This window comes from Actinoplanes sp. HUAS TT8, assembly GCF_051380535.1.
Lineage (GTDB): Bacteria > Actinomycetota > Actinomycetes > Mycobacteriales > Micromonosporaceae > Actinoplanes.
Map to the genome: position 1 here is coordinate 1,003,181 of NZ_CP195646.1, position 22,476 is coordinate 1,025,656.

23 protein-coding genes are annotated in these 22,476 nt (G+C 71.9%); 13 read left to right on the forward strand and 10 right to left on the reverse strand.

The features are described from left to right. The first annotated feature begins 22 nt into the window (after window positions 1–22). Together ACSHV8_RS04415 and ACSHV8_RS04420 are read left to right on the forward strand one after the other, a co-directional pair. Window positions 23–1,363 (forward strand): 3-oxoacyl-ACP reductase, encoded by a 1,341-nt coding sequence (locus ACSHV8_RS04415; RefSeq protein ID WP_436529626.1) that lies wholly within the window; start codon window positions 23–25, stop codon window positions 1,361–1,363. A 1-nt stretch (window position 1,364) separates the two neighbouring features. Beyond that, the gene (locus ACSHV8_RS04420; RefSeq protein WP_436529628.1) at window positions 1,365–2,234 is read left to right on the forward strand and encodes a MaoC/PaaZ C-terminal domain-containing protein; all 870 of its coding nucleotides are present in this window, start codon (window positions 1,365–1,367) and stop codon (window positions 2,232–2,234) included. On the opposite strand, the gene ACSHV8_RS04425 is transcribed toward ACSHV8_RS04420, so the two are convergent. Then, the gene (locus tag ACSHV8_RS04425) at window positions 2,231–2,491 is read right to left on the reverse strand and encodes an HPr family phosphocarrier protein (RefSeq protein WP_436529630.1); all 261 of its coding nucleotides are present in this window, start codon (window positions 2,489–2,491) and stop codon (window positions 2,231–2,233) included. The two genes, ACSHV8_RS04420 and ACSHV8_RS04425, sit on opposite strands and share 4 nt — an antisense overlap. Continuing rightward, window positions 2,475–2,858 (reverse strand): dihydroxyacetone kinase phosphoryl donor subunit DhaM, encoded by a 384-nt coding sequence (gene dhaM / locus ACSHV8_RS04430; protein ID WP_436529632.1) that lies wholly within the window; start codon window positions 2,856–2,858, stop codon window positions 2,475–2,477. Before dhaM ends, ACSHV8_RS04425 begins: the two co-directional genes overlap by 17 nt. 58 nt (window positions 2,859–2,916) lie before the next feature. On the opposite strand from dhaM, the gene dhaK reads away from it, so the two are divergent. Genes dhaK through ACSHV8_RS04455 form a run of 5 tightly spaced genes read left to right on the forward strand, consistent with a single transcriptional unit; the run spans window position 2,917 to window position 8,117 of the window. After that, window positions 2,917–3,915, forward strand: a complete 999-nt coding sequence (gene dhaK, locus ACSHV8_RS04435; protein ID WP_436529633.1) for a dihydroxyacetone kinase subunit DhaK — start codon at window positions 2,917–2,919, stop codon at window positions 3,913–3,915. Further along, the gene (gene dhaL, locus ACSHV8_RS04440) at window positions 3,912–4,532 is read left to right on the forward strand and encodes a dihydroxyacetone kinase subunit DhaL (RefSeq protein ID WP_436529635.1); all 621 of its coding nucleotides are present in this window, start codon (window positions 3,912–3,914) and stop codon (window positions 4,530–4,532) included. Before dhaK ends, dhaL begins: the two co-directional genes overlap by 4 nt. A 59-nt stretch (window positions 4,533–4,591) precedes the next feature. After that, window positions 4,592–6,160 carry a methyl-accepting chemotaxis protein gene (locus ACSHV8_RS04445; protein ID WP_436529637.1) on the forward strand — a complete coding sequence of 523 codons (1,569 nt, stop codon included), beginning with the start codon at window positions 4,592–4,594 and terminating at the stop codon, window positions 6,158–6,160. Window positions 6,161–6,183: 23 nt separating this feature from the next. Further along, window positions 6,184–6,855 carry an acetoacetate decarboxylase family protein gene (locus ACSHV8_RS04450; protein ID WP_436529639.1) on the forward strand — a complete coding sequence of 224 codons (672 nt, stop codon included), beginning with the start codon at window positions 6,184–6,186 and terminating at the stop codon, window positions 6,853–6,855. Window positions 6,856–6,863: 8 nt separating this feature from the next. Continuing rightward, entirely contained in the window at window positions 6,864–8,117 is a 1,254-nt protein-coding gene (locus ACSHV8_RS04455; RefSeq protein WP_436529640.1) for a YibE/F family protein, read from the forward strand. Here ACSHV8_RS04455 and ACSHV8_RS04460 read toward each other — a convergent pair. Together ACSHV8_RS04460 and recD2 are read right to left on the reverse strand one after the other, a co-directional pair. Next, entirely contained in the window at window positions 8,114–8,749 is a 636-nt protein-coding gene (locus ACSHV8_RS04460) for a DUF4360 domain-containing protein (protein ID WP_436529642.1), read from the reverse strand. The two genes, ACSHV8_RS04455 and ACSHV8_RS04460, sit on opposite strands and share 4 nt — an antisense overlap. Window positions 8,750–8,954: 205 nt before the next feature. Beyond that, window positions 8,955–11,144: an SF1B family DNA helicase RecD2 gene (recD2, locus tag ACSHV8_RS04465; protein ID WP_436529644.1), complete on the reverse strand. Its 2,190-nt coding sequence runs from the start codon at window positions 11,142–11,144 to the stop codon at window positions 8,955–8,957. Window positions 11,145–11,203: 59 nt separating this feature from the next. On the opposite strand from recD2, the gene ACSHV8_RS04470 reads away from it, so the two are divergent. The 3 genes from ACSHV8_RS04470 to ACSHV8_RS04480 all read left to right on the forward strand — a co-directional run bounded on the left by ACSHV8_RS04470 (window position 11,204) and on the right by ACSHV8_RS04480 (window position 13,262). After that, complete coding sequence (locus tag ACSHV8_RS04470; RefSeq protein ID WP_436529645.1) at window positions 11,204–12,196, forward strand: acetylxylan esterase; 993 nt, start codon at window positions 11,204–11,206, stop codon at window positions 12,194–12,196. A gap of 12 nt (window positions 12,197–12,208) precedes the next feature. After that, window positions 12,209–12,487: a PadR family transcriptional regulator gene (locus tag ACSHV8_RS04475; RefSeq protein ID WP_436529646.1), complete on the forward strand. Its 279-nt coding sequence runs from the start codon at window positions 12,209–12,211 to the stop codon at window positions 12,485–12,487. Between the two features lie 124 nt (window positions 12,488–12,611). After that, window positions 12,612–13,262 carry a hypothetical protein gene (locus tag ACSHV8_RS04480; protein ID WP_436529648.1) on the forward strand — a complete coding sequence of 217 codons (651 nt, stop codon included), beginning with the start codon at window positions 12,612–12,614 and terminating at the stop codon, window positions 13,260–13,262. Here the strand turns inward: ACSHV8_RS04480 and ACSHV8_RS04485 are convergent. The 3 genes from ACSHV8_RS04485 to ACSHV8_RS04495 all read right to left on the reverse strand — a co-directional run bounded on the left by ACSHV8_RS04485 (window position 13,246) and on the right by ACSHV8_RS04495 (window position 15,051). Further along, window positions 13,246–13,608 (reverse strand): nuclear transport factor 2 family protein, encoded by a 363-nt coding sequence (locus tag ACSHV8_RS04485; protein WP_436529649.1) that lies wholly within the window; start codon window positions 13,606–13,608, stop codon window positions 13,246–13,248. The two genes, ACSHV8_RS04480 and ACSHV8_RS04485, sit on opposite strands and share 17 nt — an antisense overlap. Window positions 13,609–13,678: 70 nt before the next feature. Beyond that, window positions 13,679–13,954, reverse strand: a complete 276-nt coding sequence (locus ACSHV8_RS04490; protein WP_436529651.1) for a YggT family protein — start codon at window positions 13,952–13,954, stop codon at window positions 13,679–13,681. A gap of 272 nt (window positions 13,955–14,226) precedes the next feature. Then, window positions 14,227–15,051 carry an aldo/keto reductase gene (locus ACSHV8_RS04495; RefSeq protein WP_436529653.1) on the reverse strand — a complete coding sequence of 275 codons (825 nt, stop codon included), beginning with the start codon at window positions 15,049–15,051 and terminating at the stop codon, window positions 14,227–14,229. Between the two features lie 732 nt (window positions 15,052–15,783). Between ACSHV8_RS04495 and ACSHV8_RS04500 the strand changes: the two genes are divergently transcribed. Then, a complete protein-coding gene (locus ACSHV8_RS04500; RefSeq protein WP_436529654.1) occupies window positions 15,784–16,761 on the forward strand; it encodes a DUF2804 domain-containing protein in 978 nt (325 codons plus the stop codon). Here ACSHV8_RS04500 and ACSHV8_RS04505 read toward each other — a convergent pair. Beyond that, the gene (locus tag ACSHV8_RS04505; RefSeq protein ID WP_436529656.1) at window positions 16,724–17,359 is read right to left on the reverse strand and encodes an RraA family protein; all 636 of its coding nucleotides are present in this window, start codon (window positions 17,357–17,359) and stop codon (window positions 16,724–16,726) included. The two genes, ACSHV8_RS04500 and ACSHV8_RS04505, sit on opposite strands and share 38 nt — an antisense overlap. 11 nt (window positions 17,360–17,370) lie before the next feature. Further along, window positions 17,371–17,973 carry an HAD family hydrolase gene (locus ACSHV8_RS04510; RefSeq protein ID WP_436529658.1) on the reverse strand — a complete coding sequence of 201 codons (603 nt, stop codon included), beginning with the start codon at window positions 17,971–17,973 and terminating at the stop codon, window positions 17,371–17,373. A gap of 45 nt (window positions 17,974–18,018) precedes the next feature. Here ACSHV8_RS04510 and ACSHV8_RS04515 point away from each other — a divergent pair, with 45 nt between their 5' ends. Further along, the gene (locus tag ACSHV8_RS04515) at window positions 18,019–18,474 is read left to right on the forward strand and encodes a WapI family immunity protein (RefSeq protein WP_436529659.1); all 456 of its coding nucleotides are present in this window, start codon (window positions 18,019–18,021) and stop codon (window positions 18,472–18,474) included. A 1-nt stretch (window position 18,475) separates the two neighbouring features. Further along, on the forward strand, window positions 18,476–19,102 hold the full coding sequence (locus ACSHV8_RS04520; protein WP_436529661.1) for a maleylpyruvate isomerase N-terminal domain-containing protein: 627 nt from the start codon (window positions 18,476–18,478) through the stop codon (window positions 19,100–19,102). On the opposite strand, the gene ACSHV8_RS04525 is transcribed toward ACSHV8_RS04520, so the two are convergent. Next, window positions 19,099–22,449, reverse strand: a complete 3,351-nt coding sequence (locus ACSHV8_RS04525) for a bifunctional proline dehydrogenase/L-glutamate gamma-semialdehyde dehydrogenase (protein ID WP_436529663.1) — start codon at window positions 22,447–22,449, stop codon at window positions 19,099–19,101. The two genes, ACSHV8_RS04520 and ACSHV8_RS04525, sit on opposite strands and share 4 nt — an antisense overlap. Window positions 22,450–22,476: the final 27 nt, after the last annotated feature.

Consider the following 22,476-nt stretch of genomic DNA (forward strand, 5'->3'; position numbering starts at 1 on the left):
TACTGACCGGTAGGGTACTCGCATGGCTGACAGGTACGCGAACTTCGCCAACTCCGGACTCGGCCGGACCGTGGTCAAGCGCCTCGGGCTGCCCGACCCGCCCCGGCTGCGACGCTACCGTGCCGGAGATCCGGTCGTCGCCGGTCCGGTGCTGCTCGGGGCCGCGCCCGGCGGACGCCTCGCCGCCCCCGTCGGCAAGCTGCTGGAGAGCATCGGCGCGGACGTGACCGAGACCGGCACGGCCGGCGCGAGGTACGCCGCCCTGGTCTTCGACGCGACCGGGATCACCGACTCCACCGGGCTTCGCGCCCTGTTCGACTTCTTCCATCCGTACGCGCGCAGTCTGGATCTTTCCGGAAGGGTGATCGTGCTGGGGTCGCCGCCGGAAGCGGCGGCCGGCCCGAAGGAGGCGACCGCGCAGCGGAGCCTTGAGGGTCTGACGCGCAGCATCGGCAAGGAGTTCGGCCGCGGCGTCACCGCCCAGCTCGTCTACGTGGCGCCGGGCGGCGAGCAGGCCGTCGAGTCGACGCTGCGATTCCTGCTCAGCGGGCGCTCGGCCTACGTGTCCGGTCAGGTCGTCCGGGTCGGCGCCGGCACCGCGCCCGCGCCCGCCGACTGGGAGAAACCCCTCGCCGGCAAGCTCGCCCTGGTCACCGGCGCGGCCCGGGGCATCGGCGCGTCGATCGCGGCGACCCTGGCCCGCGACGGCGCCGAGGTGATCGCGCTGGACGTGCCCGGCGCCGGCGACGCGCTGGCCGACGTGGCCAACCGGGCCCGCGGACGCGCCCTGCAACTGGACCTGACCGCCGAGGACGCGCCGTCCCGGCTGGCCGGATACCTCGCTACCGGCCCGCACGGCGGTGTCGACATCGTCGTGCACAACGCGGGCATCACCCGCGACAAGACGATCTTCAAGATGGACGAGAGTCGCTGGGACTCGGTGATCGGGGTCAACCTGACCGCGCCCGAACGGGTCAACGACCTGCTCCTCGAACAGCGGCTGATCAAACGCGGCGGCCGGATCGTCGGCGTCGCCTCGATCGCCGGCATCGCCGGGAACCGGGGACAGACCAACTACGCGACCAGCAAAGCCGGCGTGATCGGGCTCGTCCGGTCCACCGCCCCCACGCTGCTCGACCGCGACATCACGATCAACGCGGTGGCGCCCGGCTTCATCGAGACCGCGATGACCGCCAAGATGCCGATCGGGCTGCGCGAGGCCGGCCGCCGGCTCAACAGCATGTCCCAGGGCGGCCTGCCGATCGACGTGGCCGAGACGATCGCCTGGTTCGCGTCACCCGGCTCGGCGACCATCACCGGGAACGTCGTCCGGGTGTGCGGCCAGAGCCTGCTGGGAGCCTGACATGGTGGCGGTGGTCGAACTGAGCGAGGGCCCGGGCGTCGGTGCGGCGTACGCCAAAGCCGCCCTCGGCGTGCTGCGCCGCGGCGGGACGACCCTGCCGGACGTAGAACTGGTGCACCGCGGGGTGACCGTCGCCCGCACCCACCTGGCTCGGTACGACCGGGTGTGCGGGCTGCGGCTGACCGACACGCTGCCGGCCACCTACCCGCACATCCTGGCGTTCCCCCTGGCGATGCGACTCATGTCGGCGGCCGACTTCCCGCTGCCGATGATCGGGCTGGTCCACGTCACCAACCGGATCACCGTGCACCGGCCGATCGACGCGGGGGAGCGGCTCGACCTCACCGTCCGGGCCGTGGACCTGCGGGAACACCCTCGGGGGCGGCAGTTCGACATGCTCGCCGTGGCCTCGGTGGGCGGGGACGAGGTGTGGCGCGGGGTGTCGACGTACCTTCGCAAGGAAGCCGCACCCCGGCACGCCGCCGGCTCCGCCCCTAGGGCCGAACTCGCCCCGGCACCGGTCACCCCGGAGCCGGCCTCGTCCGGTGCCGCCGTCTGGCGCCTGCCGGCCCGCACCGGCACCGACTACGCCGCCGTCTCCGGCGACCGCAACCCGATCCACACCACCCGGCTGGGCGCGAAACTCTTCGGCTTTCCCCGCCCGATCGCCCACGGCATGTGGACGAAAGCCCGCTGCCTGGCCGCCCTCGAAGGGCGGCTGCCGGCGGCGTACACGGTGGAGGTCGCCTTCAAACAGCCCATCCTGCTGCCGTCGACGGTCCGCTTCACCTCGGCCCCGACCACCACCGGCCGCGACTTCGCGGTGGCGTCCAAACGCCCCCACCTGACCGGCTCGATCACCGCCGGTTAGGTCGCCGCCCGCAGGACGTCGGCCACGGCGGCAGCGGCATCCGGGGCGTCGTCGCCGGTGGCCTGGACGGTGACGGTGGCGCCTGCCGGGGCGCTCAACGACATCAGTTTGAGGGCGCTCTTGGCCGGGGCGGTGCGCTGCTCATGCCGTACCTCAACGGTGGCCCGGAAGCGGGCAGCGGCCCGGACCACCTCCCCGGCCGGCCGGGCGTGCAACGCCGCCGGCAGCACCACCGTGATCTCAGAACTTGGGGACATCGCGGGCCTCCCGCGCCGCCTCGGCGACCTCTTCGAGGCCGGCCCCGGTGGAGGCGGTGACCGCGGCCGCGACGGCGCCCTCCACGAACGGCGCGTCGACCAGCAGCGGGCCCGGCGCCTCCTCCAGGACGGCCCGGGCGGTCAGCACGGCGCTGCCCAGGTCGGCCAGGATGATCACCCCGTCGCCCGAGTCGGCGGCGGCGATGGCCTCGGCGAGGCGGTCCGGGCTGGTGCCCAGATCGCCGTCGGGAGTGCCGCCGGCCGCGATGATCGGCACCTCCGGGGTGGCCACCTGCCGCAACAGGTCGCGCAGACCTGACGCCAACTGCTCGGAGTGCGAAACCAGCACGATTCCCACGAGCCCCATGGATCTCGACTCTAGACCGCGCGAGGATGCAGTAGGTGTCGGAGAAATGGAGGCGGCCGTGAAGAAGTTCATCAACGATCCTGCCGACGTGGTGGTGCAGTCCCTGAGGGGGCTGGCCGCCGCTCACCCTGAGCTGCGGGTGGATTTCGAGGAGCAGTACATCGTCCGGGCCGATGCGCCCCGTCCCGGGAAGGTGGGTCTGGTCTCGGGCGGTGGTTCCGGGCACGAGCCGCTGCACGGCGGTTTTGTCGGGCCGGGCATGCTCGACGCGGCCGTCCCGGGTGAGGTTTTCACCTCGCCGGTGCCGGATCAGATCCTGGCCGCGACGAAGGCGGTCGACGGCGGCGCCGGGGTGGTGCACGTCGTCAAGAACTACACCGGTGACGTGATGAACTTCCAGATCGCCGCCGAGCTGGCCGCCGACGAGGGCGTCGGGGTCGAGACGGTGCTGGTGGACGACGACGTCGCGGTGGAGGACTCGACCTGGACGGCCGGCCGCCGGGGGACCGGGGCCACGCTGCTGGTCGAGAAGATCGCCGGCGCCCTCGCCGAGGAGGGCGGCAAGCTCGGCGAGATCGCCGCCCTGGGGCGCGAGGTCAATGCCGCCTCCGGCAGTTTCGCGTACGCGTTGACCGCCGGGACCACGCCGGCCGCCGGCCGCCCCGGCTTCGACCTGCCGGCCGACGAGATCGAGGCCGGTGTCGGCATTCACGGCGAGCCGGGCCGCCGCCGGGAGAAGTTGCGCCCGGCCCGTGAGCTGGTCCGGTCGGCGCTGGACGCGATCCTGGACGCGAAGTCGTTCCCGGGCCCGGTGATCGTGCTGGTCAACGGTCTCGGCGGCACGCCGCTGATCGAGCTGTACCTGATCTACGGCGAGGTCGCGACCTACCTGCAGGAGCGTGGTGTCACGATCGCCCGGCAACTCGTCGGCAACTACGTGACGAGTCTGGACATGGCCGGCATGTCGCTGACCCTGTGCGCGGCGACCGACGAGATGATCCGCCTGTGGGACGCCCCGGTGCGTACTCCCGGCCTGTGCTGGGGTGCCGGCCGGTGAACGCCACGCTCGCCCGGGACTGGATGCGGGCCGCCGCCGCCGCGATCGCGGCCGACGCCGACCGGTTGACCCGGCTCGACTCGGCGATCGGCGACGGCGACCACGGGGTGAACCTGAACCGTGGTTTCACCGCGGTCGTCGCCGTCCTGGACCAGGAGCTGCCCGGGACCGCGGCCGAGGTGCTGGTGAAGACCGGGTCGACGCTGATGTCCCGGGTGGGCGGCGCGTCCGGCCCGCTCTACGGCATGGCCCTGCGCGCGGCCGGCAAGGCGTTGCCGGCCACCCCCGAGGTGTCACCGGCCGACCTGGCAGTCGGGTTGCGGGCCGGGCTGGAGGCGGTCGGCAAGCTGGGCGGTGCCTCTCCCGGGGACAAAACCCTGATTGATGCGTACGGCCCGGCCCTGGACGCTTTCGAGAAGGCGGTCGCCGAGGGGGCCGATCTGGCCACGGCCGCCGGTGCCGCGGCGAGCGCCGCCGAGGCGGGTGCGCAGGCCACCGTGCCCTTGCGGGCGCGAAAAGGCCGCGCCTCCTACCTGGGCGAACGTAGCATCGGTCATCAGGACCCGGGGGCTGCCTCGACGAGTCTGATCTTTCGAGCGCTGGCGGAGGTTGCTTAACCGGCAGCAAGCCGTGCCGATTCAGCGGGTGTCAGACACTGTTGAGGAGAGGTACGGCCATGGGCTTGAGTGGGGCGTTCGACAATCGTTCGCTGCGGACGAAGATCGGCGCGGCAGCCCTGACCGCGACGATCGGCGGTGTTGTCGTCGGCGGAATGGCCATCTACCGCGTGCACGACCTGAACCAGAAGGCGGCCGACGCGCAGCACCACACGATCGCGATCGGCGCGGGCGTCACCGAGTTCAGCAAGAACATCGAGTCGTACTCCGGCAACAACTCGGCGCTGGCGCTCTACCCGGCCATCGCCGACTCGATCGCCACGGCCATGAAAGCCAACAAGCAGGCCGTCGACGACGCGCTGACGCTGCTCTCCCAGCAACTCCCCGGTGACCCGCTGGTCGCGAAGGCGCAGGAGGACTGGGCGGCCTACCTGAAGTTCATGGCCATCGACTGGAGCAAGGCGACCAAGGCCCAGCTGGACGGTGCACTGACCGACTACAACAAGCTGCACAATGCGCTCGGTGACGACGCGAACGCCCTACAGGCCCAGGCCGCCCAGGCGGCCGAGGCCCAGATCACCGCCGCCGATGCGGCCGCGACCCGGGCGACCTGGGCGATCAGCCTGGTGCTGGCCGCCGGCGTGCTGCTCAGCCTGCTGATCGGCTTCCGGGTGGCCGGCAACGTCCGCAAGTCGGTCCGCGGGGTGTCCCAGCTGGCCGAGGGCCTGGCCGAGGGCGACCTGACCCGCACCTCGGGCGTGACCAGCCAGGACGAGGTCGGTCAGATGGCCGCCGCCCTGGACAAGGGCATCGCCCGGCTCCGCGAGGACGTGGTGCAGCTGGCCGGCAGCGCGGCCACCCTGCAGCACGCGGCCGGGCAGCTGACCTCGGTCTCGACCGCGGTCGACGCGGCCGCCACCGAGGCGTCGGCGCAGGCCGGCACGGTCTCCGCGGCGGCCGACTCGGTCTCGCACAACCTGCAGTTCGTCTCGGCCGGCGCGCAGGAGATGGGCTCGGCCATCCGCGACATCAGCGTCTCCACCTCGGAGGCGACCCAGGTGGTGGAGCAGGCGGTGCGGGCGGCCGCGGCCACCAACCAGATCGTCGCCCGGCTCGGCGAGTCGTCGGCCGAGATCTTCACCGTGGTCAAGGTGATCACCAGCATCGCCGAGCAGACCAACCTGCTCGCGCTGAACGCCACCATCGAGGCGGCCCGCGCCGGCGAGCTGGGCAAGGGCTTCGCGGTCGTGGCCGGCGAGGTCAAGGACCTGGCCCAGGAGACCGCCAAGGCGACCGAGGACATCTCCCGGCGGGTGCAGTCGATCCAGGCCGACACCAGCGGCGCGGTCAGCGCGATCGAGGAGATCAGCGAGATCATCGAGCGGATCAACGGCCTGCAGCTGACCATCGCGTCGGCGGTCGAGGAGCAGACCGCGACCACCAACGAGATGAACCGGACGCTCACCGAGGCGGCCGGGGGCGCCGGCGACATCGCGGCGACCATCACCAGCGTCTCCAACGCGACCCGGCGCACCACCGACACGGTCGGCGACACCCGGCGGGCGGCCGACGAGCTGACCACCACCTCGGCGCAACTGCAGAGCGTGGTCTCCCGCTTCCGTTACTGACGTATCGATGCCAGTCTTAGGTCATGTACCCGCCTGAGCCCTGGCACCTGCGCGGACAGATGTATCTGTCGGTGTTCCTGGTCCCGATGCGCGCCGTGCCCCCGCTGCCCGAGGTTCTGGGCGCGGCGGTGCGGCCGCTGTCGTTCGGCGGCCGGGCGGCGATCGGCGCGGCCTGGGTCGACTACCAGCCCGGGGGTGTCCTTCACTACCGGGAGCTGCTCAGCGCGGTGCTCACGCACGAGCGCGGCCGGCCCCGGATCAGCATCACCGACATCTGGGTGGACAGTGTCGCCTCGCGCGAGGGCGGGCGCCGGCTCTGGGGCATCCCCAAGGAGCTGGCCGAGTTCACCCTCGACGCCGACGAGGACCTGGTGGACGCGACGGCCGCGGCGCCGGACGGTGCTCCGATCGCGTCCGCGCTGGTCCGGCTCAAGCGCCGGGTTCCGGGCCGCTTCCCGCTGGGCTTCACCGTCGCCCAGGAGCTGAGCGGGCACGTCAAACGGACCCCGGTGCGAGGTCGCGCCGACGTGCGTACGGCGAACGCGGCCTGGCGCCCCGACCCGCACGGCCCCCTGGCGTATCTGGCCGGGCGTCGTCCCGTACTCAATCTGGCAATTTCCGATTTCTGGTTGGTTTTCGGACGTACGGCGGAGGATCGCGCCACCACCAGAACCATGCGAGGCCCCGCCGGTTAGGGTTCGGCATGCCCGAACCGCACAGCCACAGCCATGGCCACGCGCACGGCTCGGACCTGCTCCCGCGGGCCCGCCGGCTCACGCTTCTCCTGCTCATCCCCGCGGTGCTGCTGACCGCGCTCGGCATGCTGCTGCTCTGGCCGCACGACGCGCCCAAGGCCGACTCGGCGGCCGGCCCGCCGCAGTCCAAGGCGGTGGTGCAGAGCGTCACCCGCGCCGAGTGCGCGCCCGTGCCGGCCGGGGAGACCCAGCCCACCGGCTGCGGCACCGCCGTGCTGAAACTGGCGTCGGGCGAGGTGGTGACCACCGAGCTGCCGTACGGTCCGGGCGCCCCGGAGATCGGCCAGGGCGACCGGGTGATCGTGCTGGGCCTGGAGAACGAGACCGGCGGCCTGACCTGGTCCATCTCCGATCACCAGCGCTCGCGCGAGCTGTGGCTGCTCGGCATCGCGTTCGCCCTGGCCGTGGTCGCGTTCGGCCGGTGGCGGGGGCTGACCGCGCTGGCCGGGCTGGCGGTGACGTTCGGGGTGCTGCTGTTCTTCATCGTCCCGGCCATCCTCGACGGCCGGTCCCCGATGCTGGTCGCCGTGGTCGGCTCGGCCGCGATCATGCTGACCGTGCTCTACCTGACCCACGGGTTGAACATCACCACCACCATCGCGGTCGCCGGCACCCTGGCCAGCCTGGTCATCACGACCGTGCTGGCCGAGATCAGCGTCGCCGCGGTGCACCTGACCGGCGTCGCCGACGACACCTCGAACTTCCTGTCGATCACCCAGGGCGAGGTCAACATGCAGGGCCTGCTGCTGGCCAGCATCGTGATCGGCTCGCTCGGCGTGCTCGACGACGTCACGGTCACCCAGTCGGCGACCGTCACCGAGCTGGCGATCGCCAACCCGGCGTACGGGTTCCGCCGGCTCTACGGCGCGGCCACCCGCATCGGCCGGGCCCACATCGCCTCGGTGATCAACACGATCGTGCTCGCGTACGCGGGCGCGTCCCTGCCCCTGATGCTGCTCTTCGCGACCGGTGGCACGCCGGTCGGGGAACTGCTCACCGGCCAGCTGATCGCTCAGGAGCTGGTCCGCAGCGCGGTCGGCACGATCGGCCTGATCGCCGCGGTGCCGATCACCACCGCGCTGGCCTCGTTCTTCGCCCACCGGTCCCTGCAGTCACCGGCGGCGGCGGAGCCGGCCGTCGAGGAGACGGCCGGCCGCCATCGCCCACCCGCTGAGAGCAAGTGGGCCGCATACGACAACTAGCCGCACTTGCGCCAGGCGACGTGGTAAACGGTGTTGATCGCCGCGTCGGTCGAGTCCATCGAGATGAAGCTGGTCCTGGTGCGGTCCGACGTGCCGCGGTTGACCCGCAGGTCGGTGTTGATGTTCAGGTAGCGCCGCTCGCCGCACGGCAGGTAGCTCAGCGAGGCGATGCCGATCCGGTCCCCGCGCTGCCAGTCGTCGTCGAACGGGCCCCTCAGGTTGTGCTCGGAACGGGTCGTGGTGGAATGGCCCTGGAAATAGTAGTTGGCCGATTCCTGGGCCCAGGCCCCGCGGGCCAGGCTGGCATATCCGCGGTAATCGGCGCTGGCGATCGCGAACGTGAATCCGGTCGGCACCTTCACGTCCAGGGCCAGTTGGCAATTCTTCCGGAAATCGAGCGGCGAGGCCGTCGGGCCGACCTGGGCCGTGTAATCCGAGTAGGTGACCGTGAACGCGGTGTTGTCCGGCGAGACCGTGATCTTCGCGGTCTTGTCCGGGCAGCCCGAGCCGTTGGCGTTGACCACCCGGATGGTCATCTGTTGGTCCGGTCCGGGTGCCGGCCGGGCCTGGGCCGGAACGGCCACGGCGACGGCGGCGAGCGCGGCGGCGCCGGCGGTGAGCAGACGGAACATTCGAGGTACCCCCGTTGGTTGTTGACGGAACTGCGACGGGGAAAGACTATTTCGCATTCACGGCGTGACCATTGTTTTCGACTCACCGTGTTTACCGTAATTGGCTGCCCGGCCGTCTTCCGGTGACGGCTGTTCGGCCGGTATCCGCGCATTTCCGCAACGCGCCCGCGGTATTGCTGCTAGTTCACTTCCGGGTGACCGTTTCTCAGCCCAGGCGCTCGGTCAGGGCGGTGTGCCGGCGGCCGGCGCTGACCGTGCGGACCGCCGCCGCCAGCGCTCTGCGGGAACCGACCAGGACGACGAGTTTCTTGGCCCGGGTGATCGCGGTGTAGAGCAGATTCCGTTGCAGCATCATCCACGCGCTCGTGGTGAGCGGGATGACGACGGCCGGGTACTCCGAGCCCTGCGAACGGTGGATGGTGATCGCATACGCGTGGGCCAGCTCGTCCAGCTCGTCGAAGTCGTAGTCGATGACTTCGTCCTCGTCCGTCCGTACCGTAAGCGTCTGCTCTTCGGGCGAAAGCCCGGTGACGACACCGACGGTGCCGTTGAAGACCCCGGCCACACCCTTGTCGTAGTTGTTGCGGATCTGGGTGACCTTGTCGCCGACGCGGAACACCCGGCCGCCGACCCGTCGTTCCGGGAGACCCTCCCGGCCGGGGGTGAGTTCCTGCTGCAGGAGCGTGTTGAGCGCGCCGGCGCCGGCCGGGCCGCGGTGCATCGGGGTGAGGATCTGCACGTCGCGGCGCGGGTCGAGGCCGAACTTGCGGGGGATCCGGTGGCACGCGACGTCGACCGTGAGGCCGGCCGTGGCCTCGGTGTCGTCGCACGGGAACAGGAAGAAGTCCCGCATGCCGTCGAGCAGCGGCGGCCGGCCCTGGTTGACGCGGTGCGCGTTGGTGACGACGCCGCTCTCGGCGGCCTGGCGGAAGATCTGGGTGAGGCGGACGCGTGGGATGACGTCGGCGGCCAGCAGGTCGCGCAGGACCTCGCCGGCGCCGACCGACGGGAGCTGGTCGACGTCGCCGACCAGGAGCAGGTGCGCGCCCGGCGGGATGGCCTTGACCAGCTTGTTGGCCAGGATCAGGTCGAGCATCGAGGACTCGTCGACGACCAGCAGATCGGCGTCCAGCGGGTTGTCGCGGTCGTAGGTGGCGTCGCCGCCGGGCTGGAGTTTGAGCAGGCGGTGGACGGTGGCGGCCGGGTGGCCGGTGAGCTCGGCCAGGCGTTTGGCGGCGCGGCCGGTCGGGGCGACCAGCTGGATCTTGGCTTTCTTGGCGGCGGCGAGTTCGACGATGGAACGGACGGTGAAGCTCTTCCCGCAGCCGGGGCCGCCGGTGAGGACCGCTACCTTCTCGGTCAGCGCGAGCTTGACGGCCTGTTCCTGCTCGGGCGCCAGGGTGGAGCCGGTGCGCTTGTGCAGCCAGTCGAGCGCCTTCGGCCAGTTCACGTCGTGGAAGGCCGGCATCCTGTCCGACTTGTCGCGCAACAAACTGACGAGCGACGAGGCGAGCGACATCTCCGCCCGGTGGAACGGCACGAGGTAGACGTTGTCCCCCTCGCGCACGACGCCCTCCTCGTCGACCAGATCCGCCAGACATGTCGGGATAAGCCCGGCGGGCACTTCCAGGATCTTGGCCGCGTCCTCGGTCAGCTCGGGAACCGGCAGGAAGCAGTGACCGTTGTCGGTCGCCTGCGACAACGTGTACTGCAGCCCGGCCTTCACCCGTTCGGGACTGTCGTGCGGGATCCCGACCGCCTGCGCGATCGTGTCGGCGGTCTTGAACCCGATGCCCCACACGTCCGACGCCAGCTTGTAGGGACTGTTCTTGACCACCGAGATGGACGCGTCCCCGTACTTCTTGTAGATCCGTACCGCGATCGAGGTGGAGACGCCGACCCCCTGCAGGAACAGCATCACCTCCTTGATCGCCTTCTGCTCGGCCCAGGCCGCGGTGATCTTCGCGGTGCGTTTCGGGCCGAGCCCGGTGACCTCGATCAGCCGCCCCGGCGACCCCTCGATGATGTCCAGGGTCTCCAGGCCGAAGTGGTCCACGATGCGTTCCGCGAACACCGGCCCGATGCCCTTGACCAGGCCCGATCCCAGATAACGGCGGATGCCCTGCACGGTCGCGGGCAGCACCGTGGTGTACGAGACGACCTCGAACTGCCGCCCGTACTGCGGATGCGACGACCACCAGCCGGACAGCCGCAGACTCTCCCCGGGCTGCGCGCCGAGCAGCGCGCCGACGACCGTGAGCAGGTCGGAGCCGCTCTTCGCGGTGGCCACCCGGGCCACCGTGTAGCCGGTCTCCTCGTTCACATAGGTCAGCCGTTCCAGCACCGCTTCCAGGACGTGCGGCGCCGGGCGGGAGGTCGGGGTCGCACCGGGCATGGCGACCATCGTGCACGCCGTGGTGGTTTCCGCAAACCTGAACCCCTACCGTGTCGGGCATGGCGCTTTTTGATCTCCCTCTGCCCGAACTGCGCGCGTACCGCACGGCCACCCCCGAACCGGCCGGGTTCGGCGACTTCTGGACCCGCACGCTCGACGAGGCCCGCGCGGCCGCCAAGCCGGTCGAACTCGTCCCGGTCGACTCCCCGCTGCGCGGCGTCACCACCTACGACGTGACCTTCACCGGCTTCGCCGGCCAGCCGATCAAGGCGTGGCTCAACGTCCCGGCCGGCGCCTCCGGGCCGCTGCCGATCGCGGTCGAGTTCATCGGGTACGGCGGTGGGCGCGGCCTCCCGATCGACTGGCTGATCTGGAGCGCGGCCGGCTACGCGCACCTGGTGATGGACACCCGCGGCCAGGGCGGCGGCTGGCGCGGGGGCGACACGCCCGACCGGGACCTCGACGGCGCCGGCCCGTCCACGCCGGGCCAGATGACCCGCGGCGCCCGGTCCCCGGAGACGCACTACTACCGGCGGCTGTTCACCGACGCCGCCCGGGCCGTCGAGACCGCCGCCGAACTGCCCGGGGTCGACGCGTCGAAGCTGGTCACGACCGGCAAGAGCCAGGGCGGCGCGCTGTCGATCGCGGCCGCCGGCCTGGTGCCGGACCGGGTCGCGGCCGTGGTCGCCGGGGTGCCGTTCCTGTGCGACATCCGGCGGGCGGTCACCATCTCGGACAGCTTCCCGTTCCAGGAGATCGTCCAGTTCCTGCGGGCCAACCCGTCCCGGGCGGCCGAGACGTTCGCGACGCTCGACCACTTCGACGTGGTCAACCTGGCCCGCCGGATCACCGCGCCGGCCCTGTTCTCGACCGCGCTGATGGACACGACGTGCCCGCCGTCCGGGGTCTTCGCGGCCTTCAACGAACTGGCCGGGCCCCGCGAGATCGAGATCTACGAGTGGGACGGTCACGACGGCGGCCGTACCTACTTCGACGTCAAGGCGCTGGAGTTCGCCGCCGGGCACGTCTTGTCGGACGACGGCGGCCTGTAGAACGATGGCGGCATGGTCGAGCCGGTCCGGGCCACCGCGGCGGTACGACGGGTGCTGTCCGCGTTCCTGCAGGACCCGGCGGCCGAACGGTACGGCCTCGACCTGATGCGGGCCGGCGGCTGTCCGAGCGGGACGCTCTACCCGATCCTGACCCGGCTGGAGACGGCCGGCTGGATCTCGGCCCGGTGGGAGGACCTGGACCCGGCGGTGGCCGGGCGGCCGGCGCGGCGGTACTACCGGCTCACCCCGGGTGGGCTGGCCGCCGCGCGTTCGCTCCCCGGCCCCGCCTAGCTCCCGTGCCGACCCGGGTTGCCCGCGGCCGGTTGCCGTTCTCATCCGGGGGCGGCGATTCCTCAACCGGTGCCCTCCGGAACCGACGGGACTCCTCGAACCGTCGTACCGGAGGGATCCCCCCATGCAGCCGACCCCCCGTCGTGCCCTGCGGCTGACCGCCGTGCTCGCCTCGGCGTCCGCCCTGACCGGGTGCGCCGCGTTCGCCTCGACCACCACGGCGACGCCCACCACGACCGCCACACCCGGTCCGACCAGCACGTTCGTCCAGACCGCGCCACCGGCCAACAGCTCCGCGCCCGGCCTGTCGAACACCGGCAGCACGCTGCCCACGATCGTCGCCTCGCTGATCAAGTACGGACAGTGGCTGGTCACCAACCCGGACCCGGACAAGGTCGCCATGATCGCGGCACCGGGCTGCGCGGCCAGCAACGACTTGATCCGGCAGACCCGGTCCCTGGTCGACCAGGGTGCCTACGTGACGACGACCACCCCGACCGTGACCGGCGTCCAATGGCCGTCACCGTCCCCGTCGGCCGGCGCGACCCCGCTCGGCGACCAGGCCGTGGTCAGCATCCAGGTGAGCCGCCCGGCCGAGGCGCTGACCATGCGCACCGTCGGCAAGAAGACGACCGTCCTCTCCTACCTGCCGGAACTCAAGGCCACCACGGTCCGGATCACCCTGTTCCGCGGCACCGACAAGAAGTGGCGCTTCTGCGAGGTCACCACCCCGGCCGACACCGGCCTGGCCGACTCCGTCACGGCCCTGCTCTGAAGTAGTCGCGCAGGCGAGCGATCAGCCCGTCGCGGACGCGGAAGATCTGCACCAGCGCCACCGGCACGCCGTCCACCACCGAGTCGATCTCGGCGATGAAGACGTCCGGGTCGGCGGTCTCGTGCAGCACGTACCCGGTGCGCTGCGGATCGGCCTCGCCCGGATTGTCCCGCTGGATCGCGGCGACCCCGGCCCGGATCTCCGCCCGCCCGGACCAGCGGGCCGGCATCAGCGGCGCCTCGTACACACCGTCCGGGGTGAACAGCGCGGCCACCGCATCCGGATCCCGGCTGATCGCGCCCGCGTACACGTACCGAAGGAAAATGCTCTTCTGAGAATCGGTCACTCATTCAAGTCTATGAACAAGAAGGCCGCGCACCCTCGGGGTGCGCGGCCTCTGTCGGGAGTCGGTCAGATCAGGAGATGATCTCGCGGAGGATCGTGACCGCGAAGAACACCACGATGAACGAGAGGTCGATCGACATGCCGCCCGCCCGCAACGGCGGGATCAGCCGCCGGACCGGCGCCAGGATCGGCTCGGTCACCGCGAACACACCACCGGACACCCGGGACCGGAACGACCCGGGCATCGCCGGGCCGGCCAGCACGACGCTCCAGTCCAGCACCGCCCGCGCGATCAGCAGGAACTGCACGATCAGCAGGGCCAGGCCGAGAATGCCGAGAAGACCCATCACTTACCTCCAGGGTGCGGGGGATGTGTACCTACTGTGACGCGCCTGGTTGTGAGGTTGCTGAGGGCCGTCTGTGAGCTGACTCGCGGTGCGTGACAGGTCGATTGCCGCCGGTCGCGTGCGCGGCCACGGCCACGCCTGCGCCCGGCTCGACCGGCCACCTGCTCAAAGCTGGGACGTCACGGTGCCGGCCACACCTATCGGCAGCCGCAATGGCTTTCCTCGAAGATGTGACCGACCGAAGCGCGTCCCCGCGACAACAGGGCGGAAAGTCAGTTGAAGAAGTCGGGGTGGGGGCCGGTGCGGCCGTCGCTCTCCAGCCCGTCGATCGCCGCCAGCTGATCCGCGGACAGTTCGAAGTCGAAGAGGTCCAGGTTCTCCCGGATGCGGGACGGCGTGACCGACTTCGGGATGATCACCCGGCCCTGCTGCAGGTGCCAGCGGAGCACGACCTGCGCCGGGGTGCGCCCGAGGGCGGCGGCGATCCCGGTGACGGCCGGGTCGTCGAGGACGCCGGCCTGGGCGAGCGGGCTCCACGCCTCGGTGACCACGCCCAGCGCCCGGTTGGCCTCCTGGGCGTCGCGCTGCTGCAGCGCCGGGTGGACCTCGATCTGGTTGACCGCCGGGACGGTGCCGCCGAGGCCGGCGACGGCGCGCAGGTGTTCGGGCAGGAAGTTGGAGACACCGATGGCCCGGACCTGCCCGGATTCGAGGATCTTCTCCAGGGCGCGCCAGGTGTCGAGGTACTTCTCGTGCTTCGGCGTGGGCCAGTGGATCAGGTAGAGGTCGAGGTGGTCGAGGCCGAGCCGGCCGAGGCTGGCGTCGAAGGCGCGCAGCGTGCTGTCGTACCCCTGGTCGCTGTTCCACAGCTTGGTGGTGATGAACAGCTCGTCGCGGGCGATCCCGGAGGCCTTCAGGGCGGCGCCGACGCCGGTCTCGTTGCCGTAGGCGGCCGCGGTGTCGATGCTGCGGTACCCGGCTTCGAGGGCGTTGGTCACGGCCTCGGTGGTCTCGGCCTCCGGGATCTGGAACACGCCGTAGCCGACCTGCGGCATGGCGATCCCGTTGTTCAGCTCGATGGTGGGAATGGCGGGCATGGGTCCCCCTGGAGTCGGCGTTTGCCCCAGCCTTTACCCGCGGAACCCCCGTCGCCAACCAAAGTCGATCTTGCTCACAGCGGGGAATGCGGCCGGGAACGCGATGGTGGTGGGCGGGCCGCGGCGTCCGCCGTGCGCCCGGGAGGCGGCGCGGCGCGGACCGCGCTTGCGGTTTCGCGATTTTTTGATGCGGTACGTCGGTGGCCCGGCCCCGGCGGCAGCAGGCCCGTCGTGGCGCGCGCGGGGGCGGGGGGCTCCTGGGCCGGCGCGGCAGCGGGGGTCACCCGGGCGCGGGCCGGAGCCGGTTCTTCCCGGGGCCGGGCGGTTGTCGCCGGGCCGGCGGGGGCGGTGCGGGGGGTGCGCCGGCTCGTCGGCCGGGTCGGATCGGTGCGGTTGCGGGGGCCGGGCTGGGGGTTCCGGCGTCGGGCGGGGGTTCTGCGACCGGCTGCTGGGTGGGCCACCGCGTTCATGGCGTCACCCGCCGGGCCGGGGCCGGTGGACAGGTCTCGTCGGGTGGGCGGGGTTGCGCCGCGGGGTGTGACTTGGGGCCGCGGGCTCCGCTGTCGGCGCTTCTCATGGCGCTCATTATTGATGAGTGTGCATGGATGGCAAGGCTTCCGGGCGGATGGTAACGAGCCCGAAACCACCTTCTCGGACCGGCCGACCGGTTCCGCTGGATATCTGACTATCCCTGGGCGAGACCGCGGCCCGGTACGGCGGTAGCCTGCGCCCGTGACGCACGAGATCCAGATCACCGAGCCGGTCGACCTGTGCCTGCCGGACGGCCGTCTGAACCCGGCGGCGGTCGGCTGGAGTCGCAAGCCGTTGCACCGGGCGAACCTGCGCGGCTGGGGCCGCAACAAGCGCTGGGAGTACTGGGGCGTGGTCACCCCGGCGCACATCGCCGGCGTGCTCGTCTCCCATCTCGACTATGCCGGCGTGCACGGTCTCTACCTGCTCGACCGGGTCAGCGGCCGGGAGACCGTGGTCGACGCGACGGTCCCGCTGGCCCGCGGCGCGATCCTGCCCGACCGCAGCGGCTCGGGTCGCGTCACGGCGTCCGGCGGCGGCCTGAGCATCGAGATCGATCAGAATCCGGACGGTACGGCGTTGCGCGCCCACGCCCGTGACGTCGCGCTCGACCTCACCATGCCGGCCGTCGAGGACCGGGACTCGCTGGGCGTCGTGGTCGCGTGGAGCCGCACCCGGTTCCAGTACACGGTGAAGGACGTCGGCCGCCCGGTCCACGGCACGATCACGGTCGGCGGGGTCGAGCACACCGTCCCGGCCGGCTCCCACGCGACGCTGGACCACGGGCGCGGCCGATGGCCGTACTCGGCGACCTGGAACTGGGCGGCCGGCGCCGGCCCGGGCCGGGCCGTCCAGCTCGGCGGCCAGTGGACCGACGGCACCGGCACCACCGAGAACGCGGTCTTCGAGGACGGCCGGCTTCACAAGATCGGCGCCGACCTGCGCTGGGAGTACGACCGCACCGACTGGCTCAAGCCGTGGCGGATCACCGGGCCCGGGGTCGACGTCACGTTCGAGCCGTTCCACGAGCGCGTGTCCCGGACCAACCTGGGCGTGCTGGCCGGCGAGACCCACCAGTGCTTCGGCCGGTTCTCCGGCTGGGCCCGGGGCAGCGACGGTCAGAAGATCGACGTGGACGGTCTCACCGGCTGGGCCGAGGAGGCCAGGAACCGTTGGTGAGCCCGGCGAGGGTCGTCTCGATCCGGGCGCGGTGAGCCCGCTCCCAGTCGTCCAGCGACTCCGCCGCCTCCTTGGCCAGCTTGGCCTCGGCCGCGGCCAGCACCTCGTCGTGCCGGTCGGCGGGCACCACCACGATGCCCTCCTCGTCGGCGACGACCACGTCACCGGCCCCGACCGTGACGCCGCCGCAGCGCACCGGCTCGCCGTGCGTACCCAGCCTGCTCTTCGTGCCCGGGATCGGGATGACGCCGCGGGCGAACACCGGGAAGCCGAGGTCGCGCACCTCGCCCAGGTCGCGGATCAGACCGTCGAGCACGAACGCGGCCACGCCGCGCCGGTGCGCGACCGCGCACACGTTGCCGCCGGCCAGCGCGTAGTCGAGGTCGCCGGACTCGACGACGATCACCGAACCGGGCTCGGCCCGGTAGATCGCGGCGTGCAGCATCAGGTTGTCGCCGGGCTCGCAGCGCACCGTGAACGCCGGGCCGGCCACGCGCGGGACCGGCCCCCAGAGCGGCCGGATCCCGATGTCCATCACCCGGTCGCGCCCGAGGACGTCAGCGAGGGTGGTCGGCGGGATCTCCCGGAAAGCGCTCATGGTCGCCGATCTTAACGGTCGTCCAGGCGCTCCCACGGCGGTGGAACGCGGACGCAGGCCATCCCGGCCGCCTCGGCCGCCTGGACGCCGAGCACGGTGTCCTCGAAGGCCAGGCACTTCGCCGGGTCGACGCCGAGCAGGCGGGCCCCGGTCAGGTACGGCTCCGGGTCCGGCTTGGGCCGGGCATACTCCCCGGCGCAGACCAGGACCGGGAAGTGGTCCAGCAGGCCGAGCGCCTTGAGCGACTCGACGACGGCCGGCCGGGTGCTGCCGGAGACGACGGCGAACGGGACCCGCCCGTACGCCTCAAGGATGTGGGCGAGAACCCCGGGGACCGCCTTCATCGTGGCCAGCCCGGCCCGGAACAGCGACTCCTGGCGCTCGGCGACCGCCGTGACCGGCATGTCCAGGCCCTGCTGCCGGTTCAGATCGGCCACGATGTCGACCACCGGACGGCCGCCCCACGCGTAGAACAGCTCCTCCGGGTACTCGCCGCCCCACTCGGCCAGCGCGTCCAGCCAGGCCCGGTAGTGCACCGGCATGGAGTCGGTGATGGTCCCGTCGCAGTCGAACAGGTAGGCCTGGAAGTCGCCCGGAGGAAGCGGTAGAAGCACGCCCGAACGTTACCCGGCAGCCTCCTGAGCCGGGACAATGCTGTTATGCAGATCGCTTCGGAGACCGGCGGCTGGCTGTCCATGCGGCCGTTGCGCTACGAGTTCGACGACGAGCCGGACGGCCCGCTGGACGACTGGCTCGTCGTGTCGGTCGCCGCCGCCGATCACCACGGGCACACCTGGCAGTCCGAGTCGCCGTGCCTGACCGTGGCCGAGACGATCGAGCTGGCCGACTGGCTGCGCGGCCACCGGGCGGCCGGCGAACTGGGCTTCATCGAGCCCAACGTGGCGTTCCGCCAGTTCCCGTCCGACGACGGCCAGCACCTGCTGGAGGTCGCGTTCTCGCACGAGAACCTGCCGCCCTGGCTGCCCGGGAGCGGCCTGGGCCGGGTCCACCGGATCCGCCTGGAGGTCACCGAGGGGGTGCTCAACCGGGCCGGCGTCGACTGGGCGGCCGAGATCGCGGCCTTCCCTCCGCGGGCCGACCTGGCAGATTGGTGACATGGACTTTCGTCGCACCTACCGATCGGCCGCGATCGCGTACGCCGGCCTCGTCGCCGCCATCCCCCTGGAGCGCCTGGACGAGCCCGGCCTCGGCGAGTGGACCCTGCGGGAACTGCTCGGCCACACGGTGAGTTCCGCGCTCCGGCAGGTCCCCGACGTGCTCGCCACCCGGGCCCCGGTCATCGAGGTCGCGACCCCCGAAGGCTATTTCGCGTACGCCCGGTCGGCGCCCGCCGACCTGGTCGCGGCCGCCCACGAGGCGTCGACCGAGGATGCCCGGGCCACCGCCGAGGACCTGGGGGAGCGGCCGGCCGACGAGGTCAGCACGCTGATCGGCCGGGCCACCGAGGCGCTGTCCCGGGTGGCCGACGACGACGTGATCATCAGTGCGGCCGGCGGCATGCGGGTCCGGGACTGGATCCCGACCCGCACCTTCGAGCTGGTCGTGCACGGCCTGGACGCGGCCACGGCGATCGGCCTGCCCTACGACGACCTGCCGATCGAGACCCTGGCCGAGTCCCTGGCGATGGCCTCCCGTACCGCCCTCGGCGTCGGCTCCGGAGTCCCGCTCCTGCGCGCCCTGACCGGGCGGGACGCTCTCCCGCCCGGTTTCTCGGTCGTCTAGAGGACCTCGGCGGCCATCGGGAGCGGGTTGCCGAAGCGGTGCGCGGTGATGCTGACGGCCTGCTCGTGCAGGAACGGCAGCAGCTCGACCCGACCGGCCTCGACCACCGGGCCGGCCCAGACCGCGAGGTCCGGGCGCCCGCCGGTGGCCGCCGCCAGCTCGGCCGCCGACCCGCCGATCAGACGGACCCGGTGGGCCGCGTCGAGGCCGGCCGCGAACTCGGCGTCGGACTCGACGACCGCGTCCGGGGCGAGACCCGCGGGCAGCGCGGTCGCCGACGAGACGTGGACCGGGGCGCCGGCCAGCAGGCCCGCGGCCAGGACCCGGACCAGGTCGGCGAGCGGGGCACCCTCGGACAGCCGGACGGTCACCGGGGTGGGCCGGTAACGGAGCACGTTGCGTTCGACGCCGAGCGCGGAGACGTCGGCGGCGGTGCCGAACGAGTCGGCCCAGGCGGCCGCGTCGCTGCCGGCGGCCCGGGTGACCGAGGCGATCTGCTCCTCGGTCAGGTGGCCGGCGGCGGACGCGAGCAACGACCGTACGCGCAAGTCTTTGATCTCGGCCGTGACCACCGCCGGAGCCGGCGCCCAACCGCTCAGGCCGACCAGGTAGTTGGGGCCGCCCGCCTTGGTGCCGGCGCCGACCGCGGAAAGCTTCCAGCCGCCGAACGGCTGCCGGCGCACGATCGCGCCGGTGATGCCCCGGTTGACGTAGAGATTGCCCGCCTGGACCTGGTCGAGCCAGGTGCGGACCTCGCCCGCGTCGAGCGAGTGCAGGCCCGAGGTGAGCCCGTAGTCGACGTCGTTGACCAGGTCGATCGCCTCGTCCAGGCTGTCTGCGGTCATGATCCCGAGGATCGGGCCGAAGTACTCGGTCCTGTGGTAGGCCGAGCCGCGGCGCACGCCGTCGCGGATGCCCGGGCTCCACAGCCGGCCGGCCTCGTCGAGCTTCTCGGGCTTGAGCAGCCAGCTCTCGCCGGCGCCGAGCGTGGTCAGGCCCTCCAGCAGCTTGCCGGCGGCCGGCTCGATCAGCGGGCCGACCTGGGTGCGCGGCGCGGTCGGGAGGCCGACCTCGAGCGACGACACCGCGTCGAGCAACTGGGTACGGAAACGCTCGGAGCGGGCGACCGATCCGACCAGCACGACCAGGGATGCGGCCGAGCACTTCTGGCCGGCGTGGCCGAACGCCGAGGAGACCACGTCCTTGACGGCCAGGTCGAGGTCGGCGCTCGGGGTCACGATGATCGCGTTCTTGCCGCTGGTCTCGGCCAGCAGCGGCAGGTCGGTGCGGAACGACCGGAACAGCTCGGCCGTCTCGTACGCGCCGGTCAGGATCACCCGGTCGACCAGCGGGTGGGCGATCAGCTGCTCGCCCAGCGTGCCCTCGTCGACCTGCAGCGGCGTGACCAGGCCGGGGTCGGCGCCGGCGGCGGCCAGGGCGTCGCGGACGATGCCGGCCAGCACGGTCCCGCAGCGTTCGGCCGGGCCGGCCGGCTTGATCACGACGGCCGAGCCGGCGGCCAGGGCGGCCAGCATCGAGCCGGCCGGGATGGCCACCGGGAAGTTCCACGGCGGCGTGACCAGGGTCAGCCGGGCCGGGACCGGGGTCGCGCCGTCCGGGGTTTCCGCGGACAGCTCCGCGTAGTAGTGGGCGAAGTCGATCGCCTCGGAGACCTCGGGGTCGGCCTGGTCGATGGTCTTGCCGGCCTCGGCGGCCATCACTTCGAGCAGAACGTCGCGGTTCTTCTCCAGGGCCTCGCCGACCTTGTGCAGGACCGCCCGGCGGTCCGCGCCACCCCAGGTCGCGGCCGCGGCCTTCTCCAGGGTGGTGTTGAGCTCGTCCAGCGATTCGATCTTGCGGAGGTCGGTGCCGAGAGTGGAGGCGGGCACGCGGGCGAGGAGCTCGCGCATCCGGTCGCGGTTCGCGGTGACCGCCGGGTCGGTGTCCGGGGTATTGGCGAAATGTCCGACTGTGGAGGGCTGGGTCGCGGCAAATCGGTCGACCACCCGGTTCGGCAGCGGAACGGCGTCGTCCAGGTCGCGCAGGGAGGCGAGGAAACGCTCCTTCTCCCGCTCGAACAGCGCGGCGTTGTCGTTCAGCTCGAACACCGCCGACATGAAGTTGTCCGAGCTGGCGCCCTCTTCGAGCCGCCGGATCAGGTACGCGATGGCCACGTCGAACTGCTCGGGCCGCACCACCGGCGTGTACAGCAGCAGCCCGCCGACCTCGCGCCGGACCGCCTCGGCCTGCCCCTCGGCCATGCCCAGCAGCATCTCGAACTCGATGCCGTCGCGCACCCCGCGCTGCCCGGCCAGGGTCCACGCGTAGGCGACGTCGAACAGGTTGTGCCCGGCCACCCCGAGCCGCACGTTGCGGATCCGGTCCGGGTCGAGCGCGTAGTTCAGCACCCGCTTGTAGTTGGTGTCGGTCGCCTGCTTGCTGTCACAGGTCGCGAGCGGCCAGCCGTGCAGCGCCGACTCGACCCGTTCCATCGGCAGGTTGGCCCCCTTGACCAGGCGCACCTTGATGCCGGCGCCCCCGCGCTCGCGGCGCGAGGCCGACCACACCTGCAGGCGGGTCATGGCGCTGAGCGCGTCCGGCAGGTAGGCCTGCAGCACGATGCCGGCTTCGAGGCCGAGCAGGTCGGGCCGGTCCAGCAGGCGGGTGAAGACCGCGATGGTCAGGTCGAGGTCCTTGTACTCCTCCATGTCCAGGTTCACGAACTTGCGCGTCTTGGCGGCGTGCGTGAACAGGGGGAGCAGCTTCTCGACGATGTCGTCGACGGCCTCGTCGAATGCCCACGCGTTGTGCGGGGCCACGGTCGACGACACCTTGATCGACACGTAGTCGACGTCGGCGCGGGCCAGCAGGCGTTCGGTGTCGCCGAGCCGGCGCGACGCCTCGCCGCGGCCCAGGACGGCCTCGCCCAGGAGGTTGACGTTGAGACGTACGCCGCGCTTCTTGATTTTTCGGATGGCGCGACCCAGACGGGCGTCGGTGGCATCCACGATGAGGTGGCCGACCATGTGCCGCAGCGCGCGCCGGGCCACCGGGACCACCACGCCGGGCATGATCGGGGCGAGCGCGCCGCCGACCTTGACCGCGGCCTTCAGGTGGGCCGGCAGGAAGCTCGGCACGTCGCCGGCCAGCGCGTTCAGGGCGCGGGCGCTGACCCGGCGGTCCTCCGGCCGGACCACGCCGTCCACGAAGCCGACCGCGAACGCCAGCCCCTTCGGGTCGCGCAGCAGGCCGGCCAGTTGGGCGGCGGAACCGCCGACCGGGACCGTCGACGCCTCACTCAGCCAGCGACGCACGAGAGTGATCGTCTCGTCGGCGATCTCAGACATCGGGATGCTCCTTCCGTTATGAGCGCC